At 48.0% G+C, this 22,219-nt stretch carries 21 protein-coding genes; 15 read left to right on the forward strand and 6 right to left on the reverse strand.

The genetic code is table 11. From position 1 onward, the window contains the following. Window positions 1–35: 35 nt before the first annotated feature. Window positions 36–1,094, forward strand: coding sequence for a GTPase family protein (locus BM082_RS03745; protein ID WP_017010387.1), 1,059 nt, complete (start codon window positions 36–38; stop codon window positions 1,092–1,094). Window positions 1,095–1,156: 62 nt separating this feature from the next. Next, window positions 1,157–2,116, forward strand: coding sequence for a GTPase (locus tag BM082_RS03750; protein ID WP_017010388.1), 960 nt, complete (start codon window positions 1,157–1,159; stop codon window positions 2,114–2,116). Between the two features lie 149 nt (window positions 2,117–2,265). Here BM082_RS03750 and BM082_RS03755 read toward each other — a convergent pair whose 3' ends face one another. Beyond that, entirely contained in the window at window positions 2,266–3,291 is a 1,026-nt protein-coding gene (locus BM082_RS03755) for an ion channel (RefSeq protein WP_017010389.1), read from the reverse strand. Window positions 3,292–3,548: 257 nt separating this feature from the next. On the opposite strand from BM082_RS03755, the gene BM082_RS03760 reads away from it, so the two are divergent. The 6 genes from BM082_RS03760 (at window position 3,549) to BM082_RS03785 (ending at window position 6,733) form a co-directional block, all read left to right on the forward strand. Continuing rightward, complete coding sequence (locus BM082_RS03760) at window positions 3,549–3,917, forward strand: YkvA family protein (RefSeq protein ID WP_017015257.1); 369 nt, start codon at window positions 3,549–3,551, stop codon at window positions 3,915–3,917. Between the two features lie 21 nt (window positions 3,918–3,938). After that, the gene (locus tag BM082_RS03765) at window positions 3,939–4,331 is read left to right on the forward strand and encodes a cupin domain-containing protein (RefSeq protein ID WP_017015258.1); all 393 of its coding nucleotides are present in this window, start codon (window positions 3,939–3,941) and stop codon (window positions 4,329–4,331) included. Window positions 4,332–4,447: 116 nt separating this feature from the next. Next, entirely contained in the window at window positions 4,448–5,482 is a 1,035-nt protein-coding gene (gene rlmF, locus BM082_RS03770) for a 23S rRNA (adenine(1618)-N(6))-methyltransferase RlmF (protein WP_074925355.1), read from the forward strand. 407 nt (window positions 5,483–5,889) lie between these two features. Further along, window positions 5,890–6,105: a DUF4177 domain-containing protein gene (locus BM082_RS03775; protein WP_017010393.1), complete on the forward strand. Its 216-nt coding sequence runs from the start codon at window positions 5,890–5,892 to the stop codon at window positions 6,103–6,105. Between the two features lie 26 nt (window positions 6,106–6,131). Next, window positions 6,132–6,332, forward strand: a complete 201-nt coding sequence (yidD, locus tag BM082_RS03780; protein WP_258186763.1) for a membrane protein insertion efficiency factor YidD — start codon at window positions 6,132–6,134, stop codon at window positions 6,330–6,332. Then, window positions 6,332–6,733: a hypothetical protein gene (locus BM082_RS03785; protein ID WP_017010394.1), complete on the forward strand. Its 402-nt coding sequence runs from the start codon at window positions 6,332–6,334 to the stop codon at window positions 6,731–6,733. Before yidD ends, BM082_RS03785 begins: the two co-directional genes overlap by 1 nt. A gap of 97 nt (window positions 6,734–6,830) precedes the next feature. Here BM082_RS03785 and BM082_RS03790 read toward each other — a convergent pair whose 3' ends face one another. After that, on the reverse strand, window positions 6,831–7,337 hold the full coding sequence (locus tag BM082_RS03790) for a DUF3087 domain-containing protein (RefSeq protein WP_074925359.1): 507 nt from the start codon (window positions 7,335–7,337) through the stop codon (window positions 6,831–6,833). 338 nt (window positions 7,338–7,675) lie between these two features. Here BM082_RS03790 and BM082_RS03795 point away from each other — a divergent pair, with 338 nt between their 5' ends. The 6 genes from BM082_RS03795 (at window position 7,676) to rodA (ending at window position 14,219) form a co-directional block, all read left to right on the forward strand. Beyond that, window positions 7,676–8,617 carry a hypothetical protein gene (locus tag BM082_RS03795; protein WP_074925361.1) on the forward strand — a complete coding sequence of 314 codons (942 nt, stop codon included), beginning with the start codon at window positions 7,676–7,678 and terminating at the stop codon, window positions 8,615–8,617. Window positions 8,618–9,190: 573 nt separating this feature from the next. Further along, a complete protein-coding gene (katB, locus tag BM082_RS03810; protein ID WP_074925365.1) occupies window positions 9,191–10,651 on the forward strand; it encodes a catalase KatB in 1,461 nt (486 codons plus the stop codon). 304 nt (window positions 10,652–10,955) lie between these two features. Continuing rightward, the gene (locus tag BM082_RS03815) at window positions 10,956–11,687 is read left to right on the forward strand and encodes a phosphatase PAP2 family protein (protein ID WP_074925367.1); all 732 of its coding nucleotides are present in this window, start codon (window positions 10,956–10,958) and stop codon (window positions 11,685–11,687) included. A 165-nt stretch (window positions 11,688–11,852) separates the two neighbouring features. Continuing rightward, complete coding sequence (locus tag BM082_RS03820) at window positions 11,853–12,230, forward strand: hypothetical protein (protein WP_074925368.1); 378 nt, start codon at window positions 11,853–11,855, stop codon at window positions 12,228–12,230. 139 nt (window positions 12,231–12,369) lie between these two features. After that, window positions 12,370–13,041 carry a DedA family protein gene (locus tag BM082_RS03825; RefSeq protein ID WP_017011530.1) on the forward strand — a complete coding sequence of 224 codons (672 nt, stop codon included), beginning with the start codon at window positions 12,370–12,372 and terminating at the stop codon, window positions 13,039–13,041. A 68-nt stretch (window positions 13,042–13,109) separates the two neighbouring features. After that, window positions 13,110–14,219, forward strand: coding sequence for a rod shape-determining protein RodA (rodA, locus tag BM082_RS03830; RefSeq protein WP_017015265.1), 1,110 nt, complete (start codon window positions 13,110–13,112; stop codon window positions 14,217–14,219). Window positions 14,220–14,342: 123 nt separating this feature from the next. Here the strand turns inward: rodA and BM082_RS03835 are convergent, their stop codons facing one another. The 4 genes from BM082_RS03835 to BM082_RS03850 all read right to left on the reverse strand — a co-directional run bounded on the left by BM082_RS03835 (window position 14,343) and on the right by BM082_RS03850 (window position 20,647). Beyond that, entirely contained in the window at window positions 14,343–14,834 is a 492-nt protein-coding gene (locus BM082_RS03835) for a peptidylprolyl isomerase (RefSeq protein ID WP_074925370.1), read from the reverse strand. Between the two features lie 138 nt (window positions 14,835–14,972). Next, complete coding sequence (locus tag BM082_RS03840; protein WP_017015267.1) at window positions 14,973–18,137, reverse strand: efflux RND transporter permease subunit; 3,165 nt, start codon at window positions 18,135–18,137, stop codon at window positions 14,973–14,975. 11 nt (window positions 18,138–18,148) lie between these two features. Next, window positions 18,149–19,252 (reverse strand): efflux RND transporter periplasmic adaptor subunit, encoded by a 1,104-nt coding sequence (locus BM082_RS03845; RefSeq protein ID WP_017015268.1) that lies wholly within the window; start codon window positions 19,250–19,252, stop codon window positions 18,149–18,151. 408 nt (window positions 19,253–19,660) lie between these two features. Then, window positions 19,661–20,647, reverse strand: coding sequence for an ABC transporter substrate-binding protein (locus tag BM082_RS03850; protein ID WP_017015269.1), 987 nt, complete (start codon window positions 20,645–20,647; stop codon window positions 19,661–19,663). A gap of 380 nt (window positions 20,648–21,027) precedes the next feature. On the opposite strand from BM082_RS03850, the gene BM082_RS03855 reads away from it, so the two are divergent. After that, the gene (locus BM082_RS03855; RefSeq protein ID WP_017011536.1) at window positions 21,028–22,188 is read left to right on the forward strand and encodes an ABC transporter ATP-binding protein; all 1,161 of its coding nucleotides are present in this window, start codon (window positions 21,028–21,030) and stop codon (window positions 22,186–22,188) included. Window positions 22,189–22,219 lie beyond the last annotated feature (31 nt).

Raw genomic sequence — 22,219 nt, forward strand, 5'->3', positions numbered from 1 at the left:
CAGTTGTGAGTTTAGCCAAAGGGAGCGCCTACTTTATGTTACCAGACCAATTTCAAATGACGGTGGATAATAAAGTGTTTAAAAGGGGGCGCTTCGTTGATGCATCCCATGCTTCAGGGACAAGCCCGAAACAGCGTCTTTCATTCTTTGATGATGTTCGCGCGCGAATTTCTGGTCATGCACACATGGATGATGCGTTTAAAGCTTCGTTAACTGATCGCTTGAAAACATTATCTCAATCTTCGTTAAATATACTCGTCGTGGGGTCGCAGGGGGTGGGGAAAACCGCCACCTTAAAGCAACTGTTTGGCCAACATGAATGGGATCATGATGCTATTCAGTCATCGTCTGAGCTTATTCGTCATGAACTAAATCAATTGACCTGCTGGGAAGGCTTGTTGCCGAGTGAAAGTGAAAAGCCCGAGCAGACAGATTGCGAAATCAGTGCATTGCTTTCAGAGACTGCGGCAAATGGCTTGCCGTTGGTCGATTTGGTGCTGGTGGTCTTGGATTCAAGTAGCGCCAATATCGATAACGCCTATGTAGACATTCAGAAAACCCTTATCGCTAAATTGGGTGAGCATGCAGAGCAGCGTTTGGTTGTGCTGATGAACAAGGTGGATAAAGTCGCACAATGTATCCGTGGTGAATATGTTGAAGATATGATGCCACTGGATGCGGAAGTTTGGCTAGATTGCACCTCAGCCGCGATTCGATTCCACCTTCGAGAAAACGTAGGCATTCATATCACGCCATTGCTTTACAGCGCCGTTGCAGTGCAAAAAGGCGAAGCGGTACGCTCTTATAACCTCATTAAATTGATGGCGCGATTGATGGTCGCGCTTCCGCCAGAAAAACGCTTGATGCTGTTGAATCAGCCGTTGTCACAAGGTGATGAAACATGGCGTTACCACGATGAAAGAAAGATTTACATGCAATCAATCGAAAACCTGTGTTTCGACGCTTTGCATAAAGGGGCTCGAGATGGCGATCGTTTTGGTGGTCAACTTGGTGCATTTTTAGGTCGACATGGTCGCGCGCTTGGTGACATTGTGAGTGATGGATTGAGAAAACAATTCGGCACGAGTGTGTAACTGATCCTAAATGAAGGCGAGCAGACCGTTGCTCGCACTTCCTAGCCATAGAGGATAATCCTATGGAAAATAACAGCGCTTTTTCACGCCAACTTTCTCGCTATATCAGCCAATCTCCCATTCTTGATGAATGGAAGACATCAAGCCTTCAATTACGCCTTCATCAACTCAATGACCAACCGTTAAACATCCTGTTTGCTGGACCATCGGGTGTGGGCAAAAGTGCCACCATCAACGCGCTTTTTGCGACCGAAGAGTTTGAAACATCAGGGGCGGAGGATGAAGGTGCGATCGTGCGTTTCTCATCTGGTGAGTTAGTGCTTTGGGATTTCCCCGGTTACCGATTAGAAGACACCCAGTCGGCCATGCAACTTGCGGCGACGTTGAGTGAATATGATGAAGCGGGAAAACCTCTCATTGATTTAGTGGTTGTGGTGTTGGATGCCGCGCAGCAAAACCTGAATGATGGGTATCAGTTGATCAATAAAGTCATTGCGCCTGCACTTGGTGAGTCAACCGAGCAACGCATGTTGGTGATGTTGAATAAAGTGGACGCTGCGAACCACAGCTATGAATGGGCATACGTGAATGAATCCTGTTCGTCTGAGGTTGAAATTTGGCCAGAAAGCACTGCCTCTTTACTTCGCCATTGCTTACTGAGGGATGCAGAGCTTGAGGTCGCCCCTGTGTCTTATGCTGCAGAATTCTCTCGTAAGGCAGATACCATGCGCCCTTACAACTTGCTCAAAGTGATGAACGAAATATTGGTGCGCTTGCCTGAAGAAAAGCGTTTAACGCTGCTTGATGCGCCGCTAAATCAGCGTGCCTTGAATTGGTGTGACAGCGACAATCGATGTAATTATCTCACGCAGCTTGAGAATACCCTGTTTGATTTGGTGTATCAGGATGCAAAAGACGGGGCGCGATTTGGTGGCTTGCTCGGTGCGCACAAAGGCAAACAAGGGCGTGAGCTTGGGTATTTGTTACGACGACAGCTGCATGCGTCGTTGAAGATTGGCTAATTCTATTCGTGATGAGATAGAGGCTAGATACGAGAAAGCGAATAAAGCCAAGTGATGCGATAGATCGTATCGGTGCACTCAAGGCTAAAGGAAAACAAAAAGGGGCTGTTTAGCCCCTTTTTTATTCGTGTTTTGTCATTGCGTGAACGCTAGTCCCATTTGAAATCATCAATACGCTCATCGGCGATATAGAACAACAAGTCATTCGGCTTGATGTCTGCATCAAGTGCTGGGTTTAGCATCACTTCGTTGTCACGGCGCAGCCCGATCAACGTCGCATCGTAGTCCGTTTTCATGCGGAGGAACAATGCATTCACTGTGGTGTGGTGAGCGTTGGCAGGGTATTCGACCGCGTATTGTGTCATGCCTTTACGCGTGTTCAATAGCTCATGGTGAAGTTCTGAAGAACCGGGATCGACTGCGGCTTTTGCCATCATTTCTACCGACACGGAAGGCACGCACTCGGCATTCGGGCAGTGAGATTTCAGCAAGTTGCTCAGCACTTCATCTTGGAAGTAAGCAAGAATGTGAACGTCAGGGTTCTTGCTGGCACAGAAGAGTGCGGCAGAGAAGGTGATGTCATCTTCTGGATTATCGATGATGATGCAATCGGCATCTTTTACACCGGCGCGCGCCATGCTGGCTTCGTCGGTAAAACTGGCGGTGCGAACAAACTCTATTTCTTTGGGAAGCGGATTTTCCATTTCAGGCCGCACACAAAGCACGATAGGACGTCCGTCTTTTTCTTCATGAAGCAACATGTCAATGAGATGCAGAGTACGATGCTCATTCCAACCCAAAATCAAAATGTGTCCTGACACGTCAACACTCCTTTTACCTAATAAACCGCGACGCCAATAATTGATTGCAACCCCTGCTAATCGACCCACTGCGATAGCAAAAATACCGAGACCTATAGGGATCACAAACAGTGCGACCACCCATTTTCCCGCTACCGTGGTAGGGGACATATCGCCATACCCGACCGTTGAGGCGGTGACGAACAAATAGTAAATAAAATCCACGAAAGGTGTGGTGAGTGCTGTTTCGCCCGCAAGCGTCAACATCACCCAACTCAGTAACGCATAGGCGAATACTGCCATGGCAACATGTTTGCCACTCAATCGTTGAAACTGCGAGGTTATCCACCTGCGCACCATGTACCACTTTAACATTGACGCACTCCACATCCTTGTGCGGAGACGGTAGTTAGATACGTCATATCGCAAGAGAAGTTGATCCTCTTCGATGTCTTGATGCCTGTCACGAAAGCTCCGTTTTGTGATGATTGAATGCCACAACTATACCAGTTGCCGGCGGGGTCACTTTTCTCAAAGTTGCTGAATGTGAATAAGTTCTCATCCTCATTCATGGCGAATTATAGCATTTGCCAGTACAGTCATTGGCAGCAAGAGGCATAGAGGTAACGTGTATGAGTGATAACAAATACCTAGACGAGTATTCAGACGCCAGCTTTTGGAGCAAGGTGAAGGGTTTTGCGCAGAAGGCTGGGTACGATGTGCTTGAAAAGGCGCTGAAGCTTTATTATTCAGCAACAGATGATGACACACCAAAGTGGGCAAAAACCACGATCTTTGCTTCCTTGGGGTACTTCATTACGCCGATTGATGCGATTCCTGACCTGACACCTGTCGTGGGTTTTTCTGATGATTTGGGTGTGTTGGTTGCTGCTGCAGCCGCTGTGGTGATGCATGTGAAATCGGAGCACTCTGACAAGGCCAATGAAAAGCTAGGTCAATGGTTTAACAAAGACGGTGACACCGAAAAATCAGATGAATAGCTATGTTTAAGGAGACCGACCATGTCTAAAGCGCCGCGTATTTCTCTCAGTGATGCCTTTTCCAAGGTGTCATTTCTGGATGGCAGAACTCCAGAGCATTCTCTTTCAGGTGATGGACAAGATTGCTTTGGTACGCTGTCTGACTACCGTGATGGCGGCATCTTCATCGCGCATTACTCTGGAAGCAGTGAATGGGAACGCCATCCCGGCGATGAATTGGTCCAAGTGATTGAAGGGGAAACCACAATCTATCTCTTGATCGACGGAGAAGAAAAGCCCGTTTCACTATTAGCGGGGGAGCTCGTGGTAGTGCCGCAAGGTATTTGGCACCGCTTTAGCACGCCTGTGGGTGTGAAAGTGATGACCGTTACTCCGCAACCGACAGAACACAGCATTGCTTTTCCAAGCACCTAGACGTGTGTTGGAGGAAATAGTCAGCCCCTGCGCGATTTATCGCTGTCACGCTGCTGCGTGAATGCGTAGAATGCCAGCCCTGCGTTTCCCAGACCAAGCTGCAACTGGATTTCAACATGGTAAAGCCAAGTAACAATAGCCCTCAACAGAAGAAAGGTTTGCACCCTCGCAACCCGCATCGTGCCCGTTATGATTTTCCTGTCCTAATGAAAAGCACCCCCGCGTTGGTGCCGTTCGTGAAGAAAAATCCGTTCGGTGATCTGTCTGTAGATTTCTCCAATCCAGACGCAGTGAAAACGCTGAATAAAGCATTGCTGCATCATTTTTATCACGTTGAGTTTTGGGACATTCCGAAAGGCTATTTATGCCCGCCCATCCCTGGGCGTGCGGATTACCTGCACTACCTTGCGGACCTGCTCGCAGATACTGCGGATGGTGAGATCCCTCAGGGTAAAAAGGTGAAAGGGCTGGATATCGGCATGGGGGCAAACTGCGTTTACCCTATGGTGGGACACCGTGTTTACGGCTGGCAATTCGTTGGTGCAGATATTGACCCGGTTTCGGTAAAAAGTGCGACCTTACTGGTGGATGCAAACGTATCTTTAAAAGGCGGTATTCAGTGCCGTTTACAAAAAGATGCAGACAACATTTTTACCGGCATGATCAACGCCGACGAGCGTTTTGACTTCACCATGTGTAATCCTCCCTTCCATGCTTCAATGGAAGACGCGACGAAAGGCTCAGAGCGCAAAGTGCGCAACCTTGCCGCTAACGCGAAGAAAAAAGGGTCAGAAAAATTCAAGGTTCAACCGTTTGAGAAGAAAGCCGGAAACACGCCACATCAGAAAACCAAACCTGAACTGAATTTTGGCGGCCAAAACGCAGAGTTATGGTGTCCGGGCGGAGAAGCGGCGTTTATCAAACGAATGATCGAACAGAGCGCCACGTTCAAAACGCAATGCTTATGGTTCACCACCATGGTATCGAAAAAAGAAAACCTGCCCGCGATTAACCAAGCGTTAAAAGCCGTCAAAGCGAAAGACATTCGCACCATTGAAATGGCACAGGGCCAGAAAATCACCCGCGTGGTTGCATGGACCTTCTTGAATAAAGAAGCCCGTGATGAATGGTGCGGTGCGTGGAAAGGGTAAACATAAAATCTGAAAACAATAAAAATGCAGGTACGTCCTGCATTTTTATTGCCTAGCATTTATAAAATACATGCATGTTGATTTTATTATGTGCGTGAAATGAATGTATCTTTGATGCACTCGAGTAGGGTTGCCTTCGAACGGAGAGATGATCTTTCTCAGTTTCATCACTCTCTCCTCATGTATCTCACTGTTAAATATAAATATTGTAAACAGTGCATGGGTCATTTATTATGCGCTCGACCTTTATTCAGGGTGGTATTTATTCACTTTATGACATGGGATTTTCAGTGTTTATGTCTATACCCAAACAACCTGAATCTTGCATCATCAGGTTGTTTGGGTATATGGATGCATAAGATCTTTGTATCAATAAGTTGGCTTGTATTATAAAAAATGGATGAAAAATGACAAAGTTCACGGAATTTAAAGTTGTGCATATTGTTGAAGGCGGTTGCGGAACACTTCTATTGGGCGCAAGTGGTCTACCTATTCAAAAAATGGAAGCGGATCTTAATAAATATGCTCAGGATGGATGGCAGGTTGTTTTCCAAATCGTCGAGCAGAAAAGGTTCATGTTATTTTGGAAACGTGAAGCGGTGATCGTGACCTTAGGTCGCTAAAATTGTTGAAGTTTATCTCTTTAACATTGATCCATCGCTACCAAGCGAGCGGTGGATCAAAAAAGTTGCTAAACATTGAATGCAACTTCGTCCCTACCTGCTCTGAATACACAAAGCAATGCATTATTAAGTATGGCGCAGTGAAAGGATGGAGACTCGGCCTGTCGAGAATCAAGCGTTGCAACAAACCTGACCTAGTAGAAAAGATCCATGATGAGGTGCCGTAGTGAAGCTATTAGAGCCTTTGGCTGAGTTAGAACAGCGCGAAGAAACGCTAAGACAGCGCGTCAATGCGTTGTCAGTAGAAAAGAAGAAAGCGTTTTACGCGGCCCAAGGGGAAAATCTAAAAGATCCTGATACCTATGCCTCGTTGAACTGGTTCTTTCTCGGCGGTTTTCACCACATCTACCTTGGGAAATACACCATATTCTTTATCGAATTCTCGATACTCGTTTTCAGCATTATTGGGTTGTTTGCGGGTGTGTATGCCGTTGTTTATTTGCTAATCGCATTGGCATTGTATGAATTGCCGCAGTTGTTTTTCTCTCAAAAAATCGCAAGGCAACACAATTACGACATGTCAGTGAGATTATTCAATGAACTACATCCCAATCAAAGATTGAAATAGCGCCGTGATTGTGTGAGAAACAAACATTGCTTAAAGCTATCCTGATATAAAAAAACGGCCATTCTCGGCCGTTTTTTATCGAAAAATCTGCTGATAACTAAAACGCGCTAAGTGACTCTGAACGGTAGTTAGCAATGTCTAACTGAACATTGTATTCCTGTGCCCACCCATCAAGCTGCGATTGCGCGGCATTAAGGCTGCTCATGGTGATGGTATTGTCATCAAGCTGCCACAGTTGGCGAGAGCCTTCATAGCTAAATTGCAGCGCAAGCATCGCATCAGGGTTACCTTGCTCGGCTGCGGCAAGGAGCTTTTTGTTCTTGCGGTAGATAAGGTTGAGCGCTTGTTTGAGATCCCACACGTACGCCACTTCACGCATCTTAGGGTGTGATTTCAGTTTTACTAGCCCCGCCACCAGAGCAATCGAACTGACAACAACACCGAGCAAATTCCAGTGAAAATGCGAGCCTGATTCATCAGGGAGTAGGAATATCAAAATTTGAGAGACCGCCAAGCTTGAAATCGCCAAACTCGCAATACAGGCGATAATCACGATATTTAAACGTGAACGGTAAAGTGTCTTGTCGATCTTCATCAGTTGCATGTGTTATCTCGTACAGGAGGAGGCTATAAATCATATCTCTTTTCATCGAGGGATTGAGGGAAACTTTGTTGCAATATGTATACCCAAACAACCTGAAGATGCAGGATTCAGCGAGGTTTACTCACGTTATGATCTAGGCGTCCCTTTGCCGATGTAGTGATCTCCATCAAAAAGGGATAACACCGAGCATGGCCTCTGAAATCGAGCATCTTCAGGTTGTTTGGGTATATGCGTTAGACGAGGCTGAAACAAAGAAGCCGACTTTGTCGTCGCGCAAATAGATACATTGTTCGCATTCCAACGTAAACTGCCCTTATTCGTTCAAGTATATAGCTGCCATGCAAACTGACTCTCATACCCTGATTGATATCCCGTTCAACTTTCGCCACACCTGTTGGTTTTGTGGCGAGCCAGCCTCTCGAGAGTTGAACTTTCCGCGTCGCGCCAATAAAAACGTAGAACATGCATTGTTGGCGATCCCCGCTTGCAAAGAGTGCGAGGCAATCTCACACCCTCGTGACATTAAATCGATTTGGCAATTGCGCGCCCATATCAAACAGAAACTGATGACCAAATACACCAAACACCTCGCTGTTGGTGAAAACTGGACGAAGGAAGAACTTGAAGACAGTGAGTTTTCAGGCTCGATACTGGGTGGGTTCGGAGAAAGCGCGTGGCAGATGTATGAAATCGCCAAGCAGCGAATCGCTTACGAAGGTTGGCCGCTTATCGTCGATGGTCTGCCTTTTTACGCCATTGATGATACGAGCAGTTTTGAATTTGACGGCATGCACTATGCCTCGCTTGCTGCGTGTGTCGAATTCTTCGTGAACGCGAGTGATGTAGACAGAGATCTGCTGACTCAGGTGGTGGATATTGTTACGCCAGCTCGGTTCGGCTACGCATTGAAAATCGCCAAACTCAACAAACGCATTTCTCCTGCACGACGCACCCAGATCATCGATGATATCGCTGTTCAAGAAGTCGAAGACCGAGAAGCCGAGCGCGAACGATTGGCGATGAATGCCCAAGATCATGCCATTGTTGAAATCACGGTATCAGGTGCTATCGCACCCACCTTCGCTATTCAATGGGCGATGGACAGAGGCGCACATACGCTATCCGCTCTGTGCCTATTGGAAGATGAGTACTTTGATGATTTTCAACACCTCGGCGGCGCTGCGGCATTTGCTTCCTACAACGGCTTGCAGTTGTATTTAGATGCCAGAGAAGATGAGGCGTGGGTGGAGGAGAATGATCCTAATAAGGATATGTGGTGAGTAAAATATGCCTGGGATAATAATGAGGGTGTTAATAGTCCGTTTAATGAACGTAGAAAAGGCGCGTATGAATTTTACGAAGCTATTGAGTTTAGTGGTAGTAAGGGTCAGCGCGTATTCCAAGTGCGAGATCTGCGCTAATCAATACAGCAAAGGAATTGCTAGTGACGTCGGAGACAACGCTCTTACATAAAAAGTCATGGTATTTTCAGAACTGTTTCCCAGTCGCCATGAAATGCTTGTACTTGATACCCGTATTTTTCTTCATGATTTTCTGGTTTAAACATGGCTTGGATTTCAAATCGTCTGAGCGATGGATTGCATTGCTCATAATTACGGTGTTATCGCTGCTTTGATGCTTATCGCCAGCATGTGTATGTTTGGATAAAAAACCAACGCATGCCACGGAGACTTATCAATTTATCCCCATGAAAACCCCTTGATATTAACATTTATCACCATGGTTATGATTTAAATCAATATTAAATGCCAGTAATCATTTATAACTCTCCCCTATAGGAATGATATTGATTCTTGTTTATGCACGAAGCATTGACGTATTTAGGGAATAGTATGGAAAACACACGCTACCTCACCAGCCAAAATGGCGCACCTGTTGCTGATGACCAAAACTCATTGACTGCCGGAGAGCGCGGGCCAGTATTACTGCAAGATTGGCACCTCATAGAAAAGCTCGCCCATTTTAACCGAGAGCGTATACCTGAGCGTATCGTTCACGCTAAAGGGACGGGCGCTTATGGCACATTCACACTGACACGTGATCTCTCTGAATTTACCTTAGCTGACCACTTCAATGGTGCGGGTAAACAGACAGAAACATTTGTTCGTTTCTCTACCGTGGGTGGAGAAATGGGGTCTGCTGATGCAGAGAGGGATCCGCGTGGTTTTGGTCTTCGTTTCTATACGCAGCGCGGAAACCACGACATTGTTGGCAACAATACCCCAACGTTTTTTCTGCGTGACGGTATTAAATTCCCTGATTTCATCCACACTCAGAAACGCAATCCTCACACCAACCTGAAAGATGCTCAGGCGATGTGGGAGTTCTGGTCGTTGAACCCAGAATGCATGCATCAGGTAACTGTACTGATGTCTGATCGTGGTATTCCTGCTAACTACCGTCAGATGCACGGCTACGGCTCGCATACCTATTCGTTGTGGAATGATAAGGGTGAACGCTTTTGGGTGAAGTTCCACTTTAAGAGTCTGCAGGGTGTTGTGAACCTGACCAATGACCAAGCAGCAACCCTACGTGGTATTGACCCAGATTCAAGCCAACGTGATCTTGTTATTGCGATTCAAGACGGTAACTTCCCACGTTGGAGCGTGAATGTTCAAATCATGCCAGAGGCGGATGCGAACAACTACCACATTAACCCATTCGATTTAACGAAGGTGTGGCCACACAGCGACTATCCGCTGATTGAAATTGGTGAGCTAGAGCTCAATCGCCTACCAGAAAACTACTTTGCAGAAGTAGAGCAAGTGGCGCTGGCACCGAGCAATTTGGTACCAGGTGTGGGTGCTTCCCCAGACAAAATGCTGCAAGCACGTCTTTTTGCTTATGCTGATGCACAGCGTTACCGCTTGGGTGCGAACTATAACCACTTGCCAGTAAACTGCCCACATGCGACTCAAGCAAACCACTACCAACGTGCGGGTGCAATGGCGGGAACTCAGTGCCCATACTCTGGTCACCAAACCGGTCAAAATGCATCACCAAATTTTGGACCAAACCAACAAGACACTTTGGTGGAAGCGCCAGAATTTAAAGAACCCCCAATGCGTTTAGACGGCGAGGCGGATCGCTACAGTCGTTACAACCAAGATGATTTTGCGCAAGCAGGGAACTTATACCGTTTATTAGGCGACGATGAAAAAGTGCGTTTAGTTGACACTATCTGTGGATCACTTTCACAGGCATCTGAAGACGTTCAACGCCGCATGGTCGAACATTTCAGCAATGCCGATGCCGATTACGGTCAGCGCATCGCAAACACCTTGGGTCTTTAGGACACGAGGCACGTTTGGTGAATCGGGTCAGCCCTAATGAATGGGCGAAGACTAACAAATAGAAACGGCCCACAAGGGCCGTTTCTATTTGTTTGAGCATCAGTTCAATTGGGCGAAATCAAACAGGTCATCACTCACTGAGGTTTGTCTTCACGGTGAACAGGAAGCTGCATCGGGTGTTGTGCAAGCCTTTTAGAAAATGAAATCTAAGAATTCACCGGGTTCTTACACGCGGCTTTTGGCTTGGCGGTAAACTGCTGAATCCAATTATCTTGTTTTTAGAGAGTGAAAGGTCGCGTTGTTTATGGTTTTTCAGAAAAAATACGGATTGATGTGCGCCGTATTGCTTTGCATGTTTTTGTCTTTCTCTGCGCTTGTTTCAGTGCGCTTTTCGTTCGTTGGTGAAGTGAATGACGCGCTCGGTGGAGCGTTTTCTTTTTTGTCCTGGTCTGCGGGATCTAAAGGGTTCTTGTTCACTACTGCACTACTCTGCGCTATCCCCTTTTTCTTAAAATGGCCTCGTCAGCGAGTGCTGGTGTGTTTGTCGTGCTTTGCGTTTGTACTCGGTGCGAGTTTCGTGACCAAAACCGTGCTGAAATCGGTCACTCAAGAAGCTCGTCCCTATACGTATGTATTGCAGGATCTAGGCGCTGTGGATTCTGCGGACGGTTTCTATTCGTTGTCTTCAGCACAACGTGTCAAGGCGATTGATACGGTGAAGGGCTTAGTAAGCGAATGGCGTTTGCCGCATTGGGAAGGGGAAACAAACTATTCGTTCCCGTCTGGGCATACGATTTTTGCGGCTTGCGCTGCAATTTTCTGGGGCGCTATTTTGTTGTCTGAAGGGCATCGCTTGCTCGCGGTAATGTTGGCAATGTGGGCAGGCCTTGTGGGCATGAGTCGGCTTTGGCTTGGTATGCATTGGTCTGTGGATCTCTTTGGTTCCCTTGTCTTCGCGACGGGTATCTGTTTGCTTGTACCCATCGCGGAAATCGCCATTTTTCGGCGAGGTCGGATACAAAATAACCAAGCGTGATGTAAGGGTTGATGAAAAGGGCGTGCGCCCTTTTTTTACGCCTGCTTGGTAGATTTTTAAACCGTGGGTGTTTGCTCAACTTTACGTGTATTCGCCCTGAAAAAATGTTGTCTTTTTTCAGGTTTAGACGTAAATAGTTACTATCTTCATTCTCTTGGTTCTCGCGTGGAAAAACTGCTCAAAAAGCTGCCATTTATCATGGTATTGCTTACTGTGTTATTTTGCAGTTACGCCCTTGGTGTGATGGGGTTAAGTTATGCTAAAAATGTGATAAATAAGGCTGTCAGCCAAGAATCCGTGCCAGACACTAAAATTGACACATTAGCCCCGCGTATTGCGTCGCCTCGAATACTCGTTTCAGCGTCATACCCACTGAACAAAGATCCTCTCTCTTGGCCGATGCTGTTTGCTTCTTTTGCAAGCCTGCAAGTGTTGCGACGCATCTTGTATGGGTTGCCAAGAACACATCTTTCCATCGACACCGATCGCTTAGGAGGTTGGCAAGACGCCAATCTGCAATATCGATTTATTCACTCTCGCTAAAAGCCCAACGTCGAGCAACACATTGACGCCCCTATTTCCTGTGATCACGCCTCACGTGGCGGAACACATCGTGTAGAACAATAAAAACCAATGACTCCGTAACACGCATTTCTTGAACCTTGGTATTTTTGGAGAAACCATGTTTGAAGCAATCCAAGAAGTTTTGGTCGCCATTTGGCACCAAGATTTCAACGCACTTCTCACCCCGGGCAGCGCAACCCTTATCTACATTCTCGTGGCGATTCTCATCAGCCTTGAGAGTGGTTTTCTCCCTGCGGCACCTTTGCCATGTGACAGTATCGTCGTGCTCGTTGGCACCTTGTCAGCGGTGGGTGTGCTGGATCCTTTCCTTGCGTTCCCAATGCTGATCATTGCGGCATCCATGGGCAGTTGGTTGGCATTTTCTCAAGGACGATGGCTGAACAGATTGCCGCTGGTTCAGTCATGGTTGGCGAAAGTGCCTGAAAAGCAAATGCGCACAGTCGATGCGCTGTTATGCCGTCATGGTCTGGTGGCGTTGTTTATCGCGCGTTTTGTGCCAGGTGTGCGCTCTGTGCTGCCAATGATGATGGGGATGCGCGTTCACGAGGCACCGCGTTTTCACTACTTTGCGTGGTTGAGTGCAACCATGTGGGTGTTCTTGCTGTCGGGATTGGGTTACCTCTTACCGTCGCTGCCTGAGCCGATCAGTCGTTTGGTGACCATGGGGCTGATGGCAGCACCTGTGATCACTCTGTGTATCGCGATTTTGACGGCGGTAACGTGGCGTATTCGTAAAGCGCTGCAAGGTAACTTGAAACCCTCCGCATAAGATTGCATTTGTGCGCGTTGGCGTTACTATGGCGCGCTTTTTTTTAACTGAGTGAGATAGAGAGTTCCGTGTTTAGCTTTCGCTTGCGGATAGATTATCCGCTGTTTTTTGCGATTTGTGCGTTGATTGCCTTCGGATCGCTAAGTGTGTGGAGTGCGAGTGGCTATAGCTTGCCCACGCTAGAACGCCATTTAGCGCGTGCCGCGTTGGCCCTTTTGGCACTCATAGGTTTATCAGCCATCCCTGCAAGAAGCTATAAAGATTTTGCACCCAAGCTTTTCATTATTGCCGTGGTGTTGTTAGTTGGGGTTATCGTTGCTGGTGACACAGTAAATGGTGCAAAACGTTGGTTGGCGCTCGGTCCAATCCGTTTTCAACCCTCTGAACTGATCAAAGTGGCGATGCCAATGATGGTGGCATGGCTCATTGTGAAAGACCCAGGGCGACCGGGGTTTCATAAAATCGCCATGTGCGGGTTAGTCACGGCGCTACCTGCTGGATTGATTGTTATTCAACCAGATTTGGATGGTGCGATTTTCACTGTGATGTACGCACTGTTTGTGCTGTATTTAGCGGGCATGAGTTGGAAAATCATCGGATCCGTATTGGCAACCGTGGCAGCGACTGTGCCAGTGATGTGGTTTTTCTTTATGAAAGACTATCAAAAAATGCGTGTTACCCAGTTTTTGAACCCTGAATCTGACCCTCTCGGGTCGGGCTATCAAATCATCCAATCTTTGATTGCGATTGGGTCTGGTGGCTTTAAAGGCAAAGGGTTCATGAGTGCGACCCAAGGGCAATTAGGCTTCATTCCTGAAAGTCACACTGACTTCATTTTCTCGACGTTTGCGGAAGAGTGGGGTTATTTGGGTAGCGCGACCGTTATTTTGTTGTACTTGTTTATTTCAGGTCGAACCCTATGGCTCGCGAGCCAAAGCCCATCGGCGTTTTCTCGTCTTGTGAGTGGTGCTCTGGCAATGAGTTTCTTCCTGTATGCCTTTATCAATCTCGGCATGGTGAGCGGGTTGCTGCCGGTGATGGGGAGTCCGTTGCCGTTCATTAGTTACGGTGGCACGGCCATGATCACGCAAGGTGCGTGTTTTGGTATCATCATGGCGCTTTGCTGTGGGGTACAACAAGCGGAAGCGACCTGGTCTCAACGCAGCTTTGCACGTTAGTCGTTAGCGAGTTGAACACACCCTAACCGAATAGCAGAAATTAAAAAGGCAGGTTTAAAAACCTGCCTTCTTTGTGTCTGTTTTTCACTGAATGCTGTGTCGTTAAACAACGGTAAGTCAGTGTTATTTGATGGTCACGCTTTGGATAACGATCGGATCCATCGGCACGTCATCGTGGCCTGCAACGCGCGTGGTCATTGCGTTACCAATGTTGTTTACCACATCCATACCCACGGTCACTTTACCAAACACTGCGTAACCCCAACCTTGGTTGGTCGTTGCGGTGTGGTCAAGGAAATGGTTGTTTTCCAAGTTAATGAAGAACTGCGCAGTTGCTGAATGTGGGGCATCTGTGCGCGCCATTGCGATAGAGCCTGTGACGTTTTTCAAACCGCGGTTTGCTTCGTTCACAATCGTTTCACGTGTTGGTTTTTCTTTCATTTTCGCGGTGAAACCGCCGCCTTGGATCATGAAGCCTTTGATCACACGGTGGAAAATCGTGTTGTCGTAGAAACCCTCTTCGCAGTATTTCAGGAAGTTTTTAGACGTGACTGGCGCTTTGTCCATGTCGAGTTCGATTTCAATGTCGCCGAAGTTGGTAGATAAAATAATCATAGGTCGTGACCGATAAGGGTTGAATCAAAGGGGCGCAGTATACGCAAAGCAAACGTACTCGCAAAGCCAAGATGTGGGCTAAGACTCGTCGTTCATAGTGTTTCCTGCGCTCGAAATTCGCGCCAACAAAACATGTCATCAATGGCTCGGTTTAGGGGCCTCTTCACCAATTCCTTTATCGCCAAGCGCGACATCGTCGAGATCTGCATCGATACCGTCATGCAATGCTTCCTCTTCGACTTCATCCATTTCCCCTTGGTGCAATTTGTGTTGATCCGCAATGAAGGTGTACATCACAGGCAGCACGAACAAGGTGAATAAGGTGCCCACGGCAAGGCCTGCTACAATCACGAGCCCGATGTTGTAGCGGGATGCTGCGCCCGCGCCTGTGGCAAACAGCAAGGGGATCAAACCTGCAATCATGGCGGATGTGGTCATTAAAATAGGACGAAGACGCACAGTGGCAGCTTCAATGATCGCCGCTTGTTTAGACGCACCTTTCAGTATTTGCTCTTCTTTGGCGACTTCACACATCAAAATGCCGTGCTTGGTGATAAGCCCTACCAAGGTGATCAATCCGACCTGCGAGTAGATGTTCATCGAGGTTTCCCCTGATACATGTGTCCACCCCAAGGCAATCAATGCGCCACTGATGGCAAGAGGAACGGTGAACATGATCACCAAAGGATCACGAACACTTTCAAACTGGCTTGCGAGCACCAAGAAGATGATGGCCAATGCCAGCGCGAAGGTTTGGTATAAGGAACTGCCTTCCTCCACGAATTGACGCGCTTCGCCCATAAAGGAATAGGTGTAACCTTGTGGTAAGTCAGTGACCGCTAATCCTTCAAGGAAGGCGATGGCATCGCCCATTGCAACATTTGGGGCAGGCACAGCTTCAATCGAAATAGAGTTCATTTGGTTGTAATGGGGCAGTGATTTCGCTTGTCCATCCACGGTGAAGCTGACCAAGCTAGAGAGCGGAATGGCGGATCCGTCTTGTGTCGTCACGTAGAATTTATTGATGTTATGCGGGTTGGCGCGGTTAACCCGATCAAGTTGCGGAACGACCTCATAAGAGCGACCATCAATGTTGACGCGATTGATGTACCCGCCACTCATCATGGTGCCTAACGTCGCGCCTATCTCTTGCATGGTGACGCCATACGCCCCGGCTGCATTTCTATCAATGTGCAGACGCACTAAGCCTGAATCGTATTTTAAATTCACGTCCGAATAGACGAAAAGCGGGCTGGCTTTCACTTTCTCTAAGATCTTGTTGCCAATGTTGAACAAGGTTTCAAAATCTGCAGGGCTTGTGATCACGAACTGAACCGGCAAGCCGCCAGATGCGCCGGGCAACGAGGGCATTTGATAGGCAGTTGCATTGATGCCTGGGATGTCTTTCGCCGCTTTGTTGATGTTGGCGGATATTTCTTTCTGGCTTAACGCTCTGTCACTCCACGGAATCAATGGGCCAATCGCGATGCCTTGGCTGCTGGTCGGCACGCCGACAAGGGCTAGCGACGCTTCTGCTTGTGGTTGATCGGCGATGATATTCGCAATCAATTTCATGTTGGCTTGAATGTAATCGTTATTCGACGTGGAAGGTGTGCTGCCTATTACCACGACCACGCCCTGATCTTCATCAGGCGCGAGTTGGGAAGGTACAAAGGTAAACAGCATGGGAAGGGCGACGAACACGGCAATCGCAAAGACAACCACGACGCGTTTGTGTTCCATGATGGCGTGAAGGCCGTGCTGATAGCGCTGGGTTAATCCACCTAACACGCGTTCAACCGTGGCTTCAAAGCGGCTCGGTTGGGTGTGTGGTTTGAGCATTTTGGAACACATCATGGGCGACAAGGTGAGCGCCACGAAGCCTGAGATAAACACGGCGCCAGCGAGGGTGAGCGCGAATTCTTTGAACAATGCGCCTGTGACGCCGCCCATCAGGGCAATCGGTGCGTAAACCGCGGCAAGGGTGATGGTCATTGAGATGATAGGGACGGCGATTTCTCGTGTCGCTTCGAGCGCGGCTTTAAAAGGTTTGGTACCCATCTTGATGTGTCTATCGACGTTTTCCACCACCACAATGGCATCGTCGACCACCAGCCCGATGGCCAATACCATGGCGAGTAAGGTCATCAAATTCAACGTGAAGCCAAAGGCTTGCATGACGACAGCGACGCCAATGAGTGACAAGGGAATGGTAACAATAGGAATGACGACGGCGCGAAACGATCCAAGGAACAGCAAGATCACCACAATCACAATGAGTGCGGCTTCGCCGATGGTTTTTACGACTTCGTCGATTGAATCTATGATTGCCAGCGTGGAGTCATACAGTACGCTGGCTTTCATGGTGGACGGCAAATTGTGTTGAATCGACGTGAACAAACCACTGATGCCTGCTGCCACGTCCAGCGGATTGGCGGTTGGGGTGGCGTTAATACCGATAATGACCGCTTCTCGTCCGTTGGCTAACGCGCGGAAGCTGTCGTTACTTTTGCTCATGTTCACTTCGGCCACGTCACTGAGCAGCACAACTTGGCCTTTCTGGCTTTTAATGATGAGGTTGCGTAACCCTTCTACCGTGTCAACTTGGCTGTCGATCGTACTGTTTAACACAGTGAAATAACTGCTGAACTGGCCGACGGCGGATTGATAGTTGTTTTGCTGCAAGATGCCGACAAGATCTGAGGTGGAGAGCTCGTACTGTCCCAACTTTTCCGGATCTGGCCATATTCGCAAAGCGAACGGGGCGCCGCCCATCATGGAAATATTGGACACCCCGTTGATGGTCGAAAGTTGAGGGTTCACCACCCGTTCTAGGTAGTCTGCGATTTGGCTGGAGTTGAGGTCTTCGCTGAAAAACGACAAATACATGATCGACGTCGTGGAGCCTGTCGATGAGGTCACTGACGGATCGTAAGCTTCTTGCGGCAATTGGTTTGTGACGGAATTGATTTGGGAGAGGACGTTCGCCAATGCCTCATCGGGGTTAGTGTTCAGCATCATGTTCAACACGATGCTCGAACTGCCAAGCTCGCTCGCGGAGGTCATGAAATCAAGGTTGTCCACTTGAGACAACGCTTGTTCTAAAGGCTGGGTGATAAAGCCTTCCACCAATTCTGCATCTGCCCCCGGATACGCGGTGCCCACGGTGATGACGGTATTTGTCATTTCTGGGTATTGCCGCACTTGCAGATCTTTTAACGCATTCAAGCCGAGCAATAGCAATAAAATGCTGAGTGATGTCGCCATAACAGGGCGGTAGATAAATATATCTGTAAATTTCATCGTCTGACTCCTTACAACTGTGGCATGGAATCAGGAACAGAAATGGGGTTTGGCACAATCTTCACTTTGGTGTTGTTGCCCAAATTCAAAATGCCTGTGGTGACAACGTCCTCATTGAATTTCAGCGCTCCCGATATCAAGGCGTTGTTACCGTTTCGCGCAACCACGTCAACCGTGACCTGTTTTACCCGTGTTTCGTCGTCTTTCTTCTCGGTGACATACACTGAGTTACCGTACAAGGCGAAGACGATGGCGGTTTGTGGAACCACAAACTGTTTGTCCAAATCTGTCAGTGCAACGGCGACGTCGGCAAACATACCGCCACGCAATGACCTGTCCTCATTGGGCAGTTCGGCTTGAATGGCGACTAAACCTGTTTGGGCGTTTACCACAGGTTCGATGGCGTTGATTTTTCCTTCATATGCCCGGTCGGGATACGCTTCAACAGTGAGTGAAATGGGCTGACCGATGCTGATTTTCCCGAGTTCCGATTGCGGCACACTGAATCGCACACGCATGACGGACAAATCATCGAGACGGACAATGTCAGAACCTACAGAGGCATATTGACCGAGATTAACGTTGCGAATACCGAGTAAACCATTAAAGGGAGCCTTGATTTCTCGGAGGGCAATGGTGGCTTGCAGGCTTTCAATACTGGCAAGCAGCGCCTCATATTTTGATTGCGCTGCCTCGACGCTTTGCTCTGATACCGAGCGCTCTTTATAGAGTTTGACGAGGCGGTTGTAGTCATCGCGCACCGACGGCAATTGCACTTGCTGTGCTTTCAGATCGGCGGCTTGCACGGAAGCATCAAGATTGACCAACACGGTGGCTTTTTCCACAGATTGGCCGTTTTCAAAGTTAATGCCGGTGACGATGCCCGCGACCTCATTAGAGATATTGACCCCTTGATTAGGTTCGATAAACCCGATCGCACTGATATTTTGCGGCCACACTGTTGGGGTGAGCGTTTCAATCGTCACCGGGTAAACAGGCTCTGGCAGATTGGCGAGGGTATTTTTAATCTTATTGTTCACGAAAAGGTTAAAGCCAATAACGGTGCCAAAGGCGAGCAAGATGATCACCAGCATTCCTAAGATCCATTTGTTCATGCGTAATGCTCCCCGCTCGAGTTAGCGTGTGTTGACAAGGAATTATGTTGGTGTACGTCAGTGAAACGTGGTGGCTGAATGTCCATTTTTGCTGCCTCTCCAGTGCGATACGAAAAAGTATAAGCAACCTGTCACATTGGGTTGTGTCCATCTTGGGACGAATGAAACGCGAAAATTGCGCGCCAAGGGATAAACATTTGAGGTGTGAGAAATGAAAAGTAAATCAGACAGTTGAAGGCGGTGTGGTGTGAGAGGGAAAAGTCAGAACGCGGGTGATCTTTTTCATTGAGGGTGTGAAAGACACGAAAAAGGAGGCGTTTCGCCTCCTTTGGTTTTTAAAATGTCGCCGCAATACATATCGAAAACAGTGTCGATAAATGACGGGGAATATTTGTCGAGATGATGTGCCTACAATGCGTCTTTCACTTTAGCTGCAACGTCAGCAGGCACCCATTGGCTCCATAGCTGCGGGTAGGATTCAAGGAATTCTAGCGCCGCGATTTCGCCATCCGCTTGGTTTTCTTCCATCCATGCCATCATCGCGCTCATGTCAGCATTCGGGTACGCACGATTGGCGATGTATGTGTAAGCCTCAGGGGAGTCCGTTGCAAAAGATTCCGTTGTGATGGTGTTTACGGCAGACGGTGGGTAAGCCGTCACTTTTGGCGATTCACAGCCTTCTTGCGTAATGCACGCCTCATAGTGAACGGGATCGGCTTCTACACCGAAGTCGACTTTTACCATGTCGTAGCGACCAAGCACGGGCGTTGGAGACCAGTAGTAACCAAACCAGGGTTTCTCGCGGTCATACGCACGGGCGATTGAACCTGCCAGCGCAGCGCCTGAGCCTGGGTCAACCATTTCAAAACCGGCGTCTTCAAGGTTGAGTGCATTAAATAGATGGCCTGCGGTGATTTGGCACGTCCAACCTGACGGACAGGTCATGAAGCCTGATTTACTGTCATCTTCTGGATGAGGGAAGAGCTTGGCATTCGCCTTCACACCCTCAATCGTGGCAAGTTCGGGATGTTTCTCGACCATGTATTTTGGTATCCAAAACCCTTCTTCGCCGCCTTCAGCAAATGCTTTACCGGCAAAGCGGAGTTTTTTCTCGCTGACGCCTTTTTCAAGCATTTCCTTGTGTGAGTTGCTCCAGAATTCAGGGGCAATATCTGGTTCGCCTTTTTCCGTCATGGAGATGCCCGTTGGCATAGTATCTCCCGGCACAAGTTCGGCGTCGCAGCCGTAGCCATTCTCAAGAATAAATTTATCTACGTTTGCAATGAGTGTGGCTGAATTCCAGTTCATGTCCGCGATGGTGACGTTGCCACATTCATCTGCAGATGCGAAAGGAGAGAGAGCTAGCAGCGCAAGCGGAAGATAGCGTTTTTGCATGTGAAAATCTCCGGCAGTAGACGATGTTCGTCTTTTTATTTTTTGGTGTGTTAAACCTTATGCCAACGCAACATGAAGGTGCAGAATTCAGGGCGTTTTACGGGGGTTGTGAGCGCCTCTGAGCTCAAGCATCTTCAGGTCGTTTGAGTCTAGTTTTCAGCGTAATGCCTTCAGTGAAAGACGATAACAAAGTGTATGAATGAAGCGTGTGAATTTAACGGTAATCGTGACGTTTGTTAGATTTTGCTAATTCAAAGTTAAAAATGAGTGTTTCATAACTGGGAGCAGGATGAATTGATCAGCCTCTCATTGGGGGGGCATGCTCTTTGATCAATGTTAATGCCATGTTATACGCTCTAGGTTGGTTAAAAGTGTAAAGGATGGCATTCACCATGCAAGATGCTGGGAACGGACAAGGAAACATCCGCGAAATCATTCAGGAACAGAAAAGCGACAGTGGGTCTCCTTTTGTGCGTTTCGACAATGTTCAAAAGAGCTATGACGGGAGAAGTTTGGTCGTCAAAGGGTTCGATCTTGATATTCAACAGGGTGAATTCATCACGCTTCTTGGCCCATCTGGTTCGGGAAAATCGACTGTTCTCATGATGATGGCGGGTTTCGAACAACCTACCCATGGTGAGATCTACCTGAACAACCAACCGATTAAGACGTTGCCTCCTCACAAACGTGGCATTGGATTGGTATTCCAAAACTACGCGTTGTTTCCCCATATGACGGTGGAAGAAAACCTCGCCTTTCCTTTGCAAGTTCGCAACCTTTCTAAATCTGACACTGAAAAAAAAGTGAAACGTGCCTTAGATATGGTGCGTCTTTCTGAGTTTGGGCATCGCCGTCCGGCCCACCTTTCGGGTGGTCAGCAACAACGCGTTGCCGTGGCTCGCGCTTTGGTGTTTGAACCAGAATTGGTATTGATGGACGAACCACTCGGTGCGCTGGATAAAAACTTGCGTGAAGAGATGCAGTACGAAATCAAACACATTCAGCAAGATCTGGGTGTCACCATGATTTACGTAACGCATGATCAATCCGAAGCACTGACCATGTCTGATCGCATTGCTGTATTTAATGACGGTGTCGTCCAGCAACTAGCGACACCAGAAGAATTATACGAGCGACCCGTGAATGCGTTCGTGGCGCAATTTATTGGTGAGAATAATCGTTTGAAAGGCGATGTCATCGAGTTAAGCGATTCGCAGTGCCGCGTAAAAGTACCGAATGGCGACATCATTACGGCGAAACCCGTGGCGGTAGACAGCATGGGGTCGCAGTCAACCTTGTCACTTCGCCCTGAACGTATCGTCATTAACCCCGAAGATGGCGCAATGGCGAATGTGTTTGATGCGAAAGTCGAGGAAGTGATTTACCTCGGCGATCATTTGCGCACTCGCGTGAATGTTTGCGAAAACAACGAATTTATTATCAAAACCCCCAATGCTGACGGTCACCCAAACTTGCGCCGCGGAGAAATGATCCGTGTCGGTTGGGCTGAAGAAGATTGTCGTGCATTGGATGCCTCATAGCATCACCTCACTCTGTTTAAATTGGCGTGTA

The organism is Enterovibrio norvegicus DSM 15893, from assembly GCF_900115495.1.
In the GTDB taxonomy this organism is placed as follows: Bacteria; Pseudomonadota; Gammaproteobacteria; order Enterobacterales; family Vibrionaceae; genus Enterovibrio; species Enterovibrio norvegicus.

Excerpts from the sequence above, each read along its gene's own strand:
- BM082_RS03755 (WP_017010389.1), bottom strand. The coding sequence starts at position 3,291 with ATGTTAAAGTGGTACATGGTGCGCAGGTGGATAACCTCGCAGTTTCAA.
- BM082_RS03750 (WP_017010388.1), top strand. The coding sequence starts at position 1,157 with ATGGAAAATAACAGCGCTTTTTCACGCCAACTTTCTCGCTATATCAGC.
- BM082_RS03795 (WP_074925361.1), top strand. The coding sequence starts at position 7,676 with ATGCAAACTGACTCTCATACCCTGATTGATATCCCGTTCAACTTTCGC.
- BM082_RS03850 (WP_017015269.1), bottom strand. The coding sequence starts at position 20,647 with ATGCAAAAACGCTATCTTCCGCTTGCGCTGCTAGCTCTCTCTCCTTTC.
- BM082_RS03835 (WP_074925370.1), bottom strand. The coding sequence starts at position 14,834 with ATGATTATTTTATCTACCAACTTCGGCGACATTGAAATCGAACTCGAC.
- BM082_RS03765 (WP_017015258.1), top strand. The coding sequence starts at position 3,939 with ATGTCTAAAGCGCCGCGTATTTCTCTCAGTGATGCCTTTTCCAAGGTG.
- BM082_RS03790 (WP_074925359.1), bottom strand. The coding sequence starts at position 7,337 with ATGCAACTGATGAAGATCGACAAGACACTTTACCGTTCACGTTTAAAT.
- BM082_RS03775 (WP_017010393.1), top strand. The coding sequence starts at position 5,890 with ATGACAAAGTTCACGGAATTTAAAGTTGTGCATATTGTTGAAGGCGGT.
- rlmF (WP_074925355.1), top strand. The coding sequence starts at position 4,448 with ATGGTAAAGCCAAGTAACAATAGCCCTCAACAGAAGAAAGGTTTGCAC.
- BM082_RS03855 (WP_017011536.1), top strand. The coding sequence starts at position 21,028 with ATGGCATTCACCATGCAAGATGCTGGGAACGGACAAGGAAACATCCGC.
- BM082_RS03840 (WP_017015267.1), bottom strand. The coding sequence starts at position 18,137 with ATGAAATTTACAGATATATTTATCTACCGCCCTGTTATGGCGACATCA.
- BM082_RS03825 (WP_017011530.1), top strand. The coding sequence starts at position 12,370 with ATGTTTGAAGCAATCCAAGAAGTTTTGGTCGCCATTTGGCACCAAGAT.
- katB (WP_074925365.1), top strand. The coding sequence starts at position 9,191 with ATGGAAAACACACGCTACCTCACCAGCCAAAATGGCGCACCTGTTGCT.
- BM082_RS03760 (WP_017015257.1), top strand. The coding sequence starts at position 3,549 with ATGAGTGATAACAAATACCTAGACGAGTATTCAGACGCCAGCTTTTGG.
- BM082_RS03745 (WP_017010387.1), top strand. The coding sequence starts at position 36 with ATGTTACCAGACCAATTTCAAATGACGGTGGATAATAAAGTGTTTAAA.
- BM082_RS03845 (WP_017015268.1), bottom strand. The coding sequence starts at position 19,252 with ATGAACAAATGGATCTTAGGAATGCTGGTGATCATCTTGCTCGCCTTT.
- BM082_RS03815 (WP_074925367.1), top strand. The coding sequence starts at position 10,956 with ATGGTTTTTCAGAAAAAATACGGATTGATGTGCGCCGTATTGCTTTGC.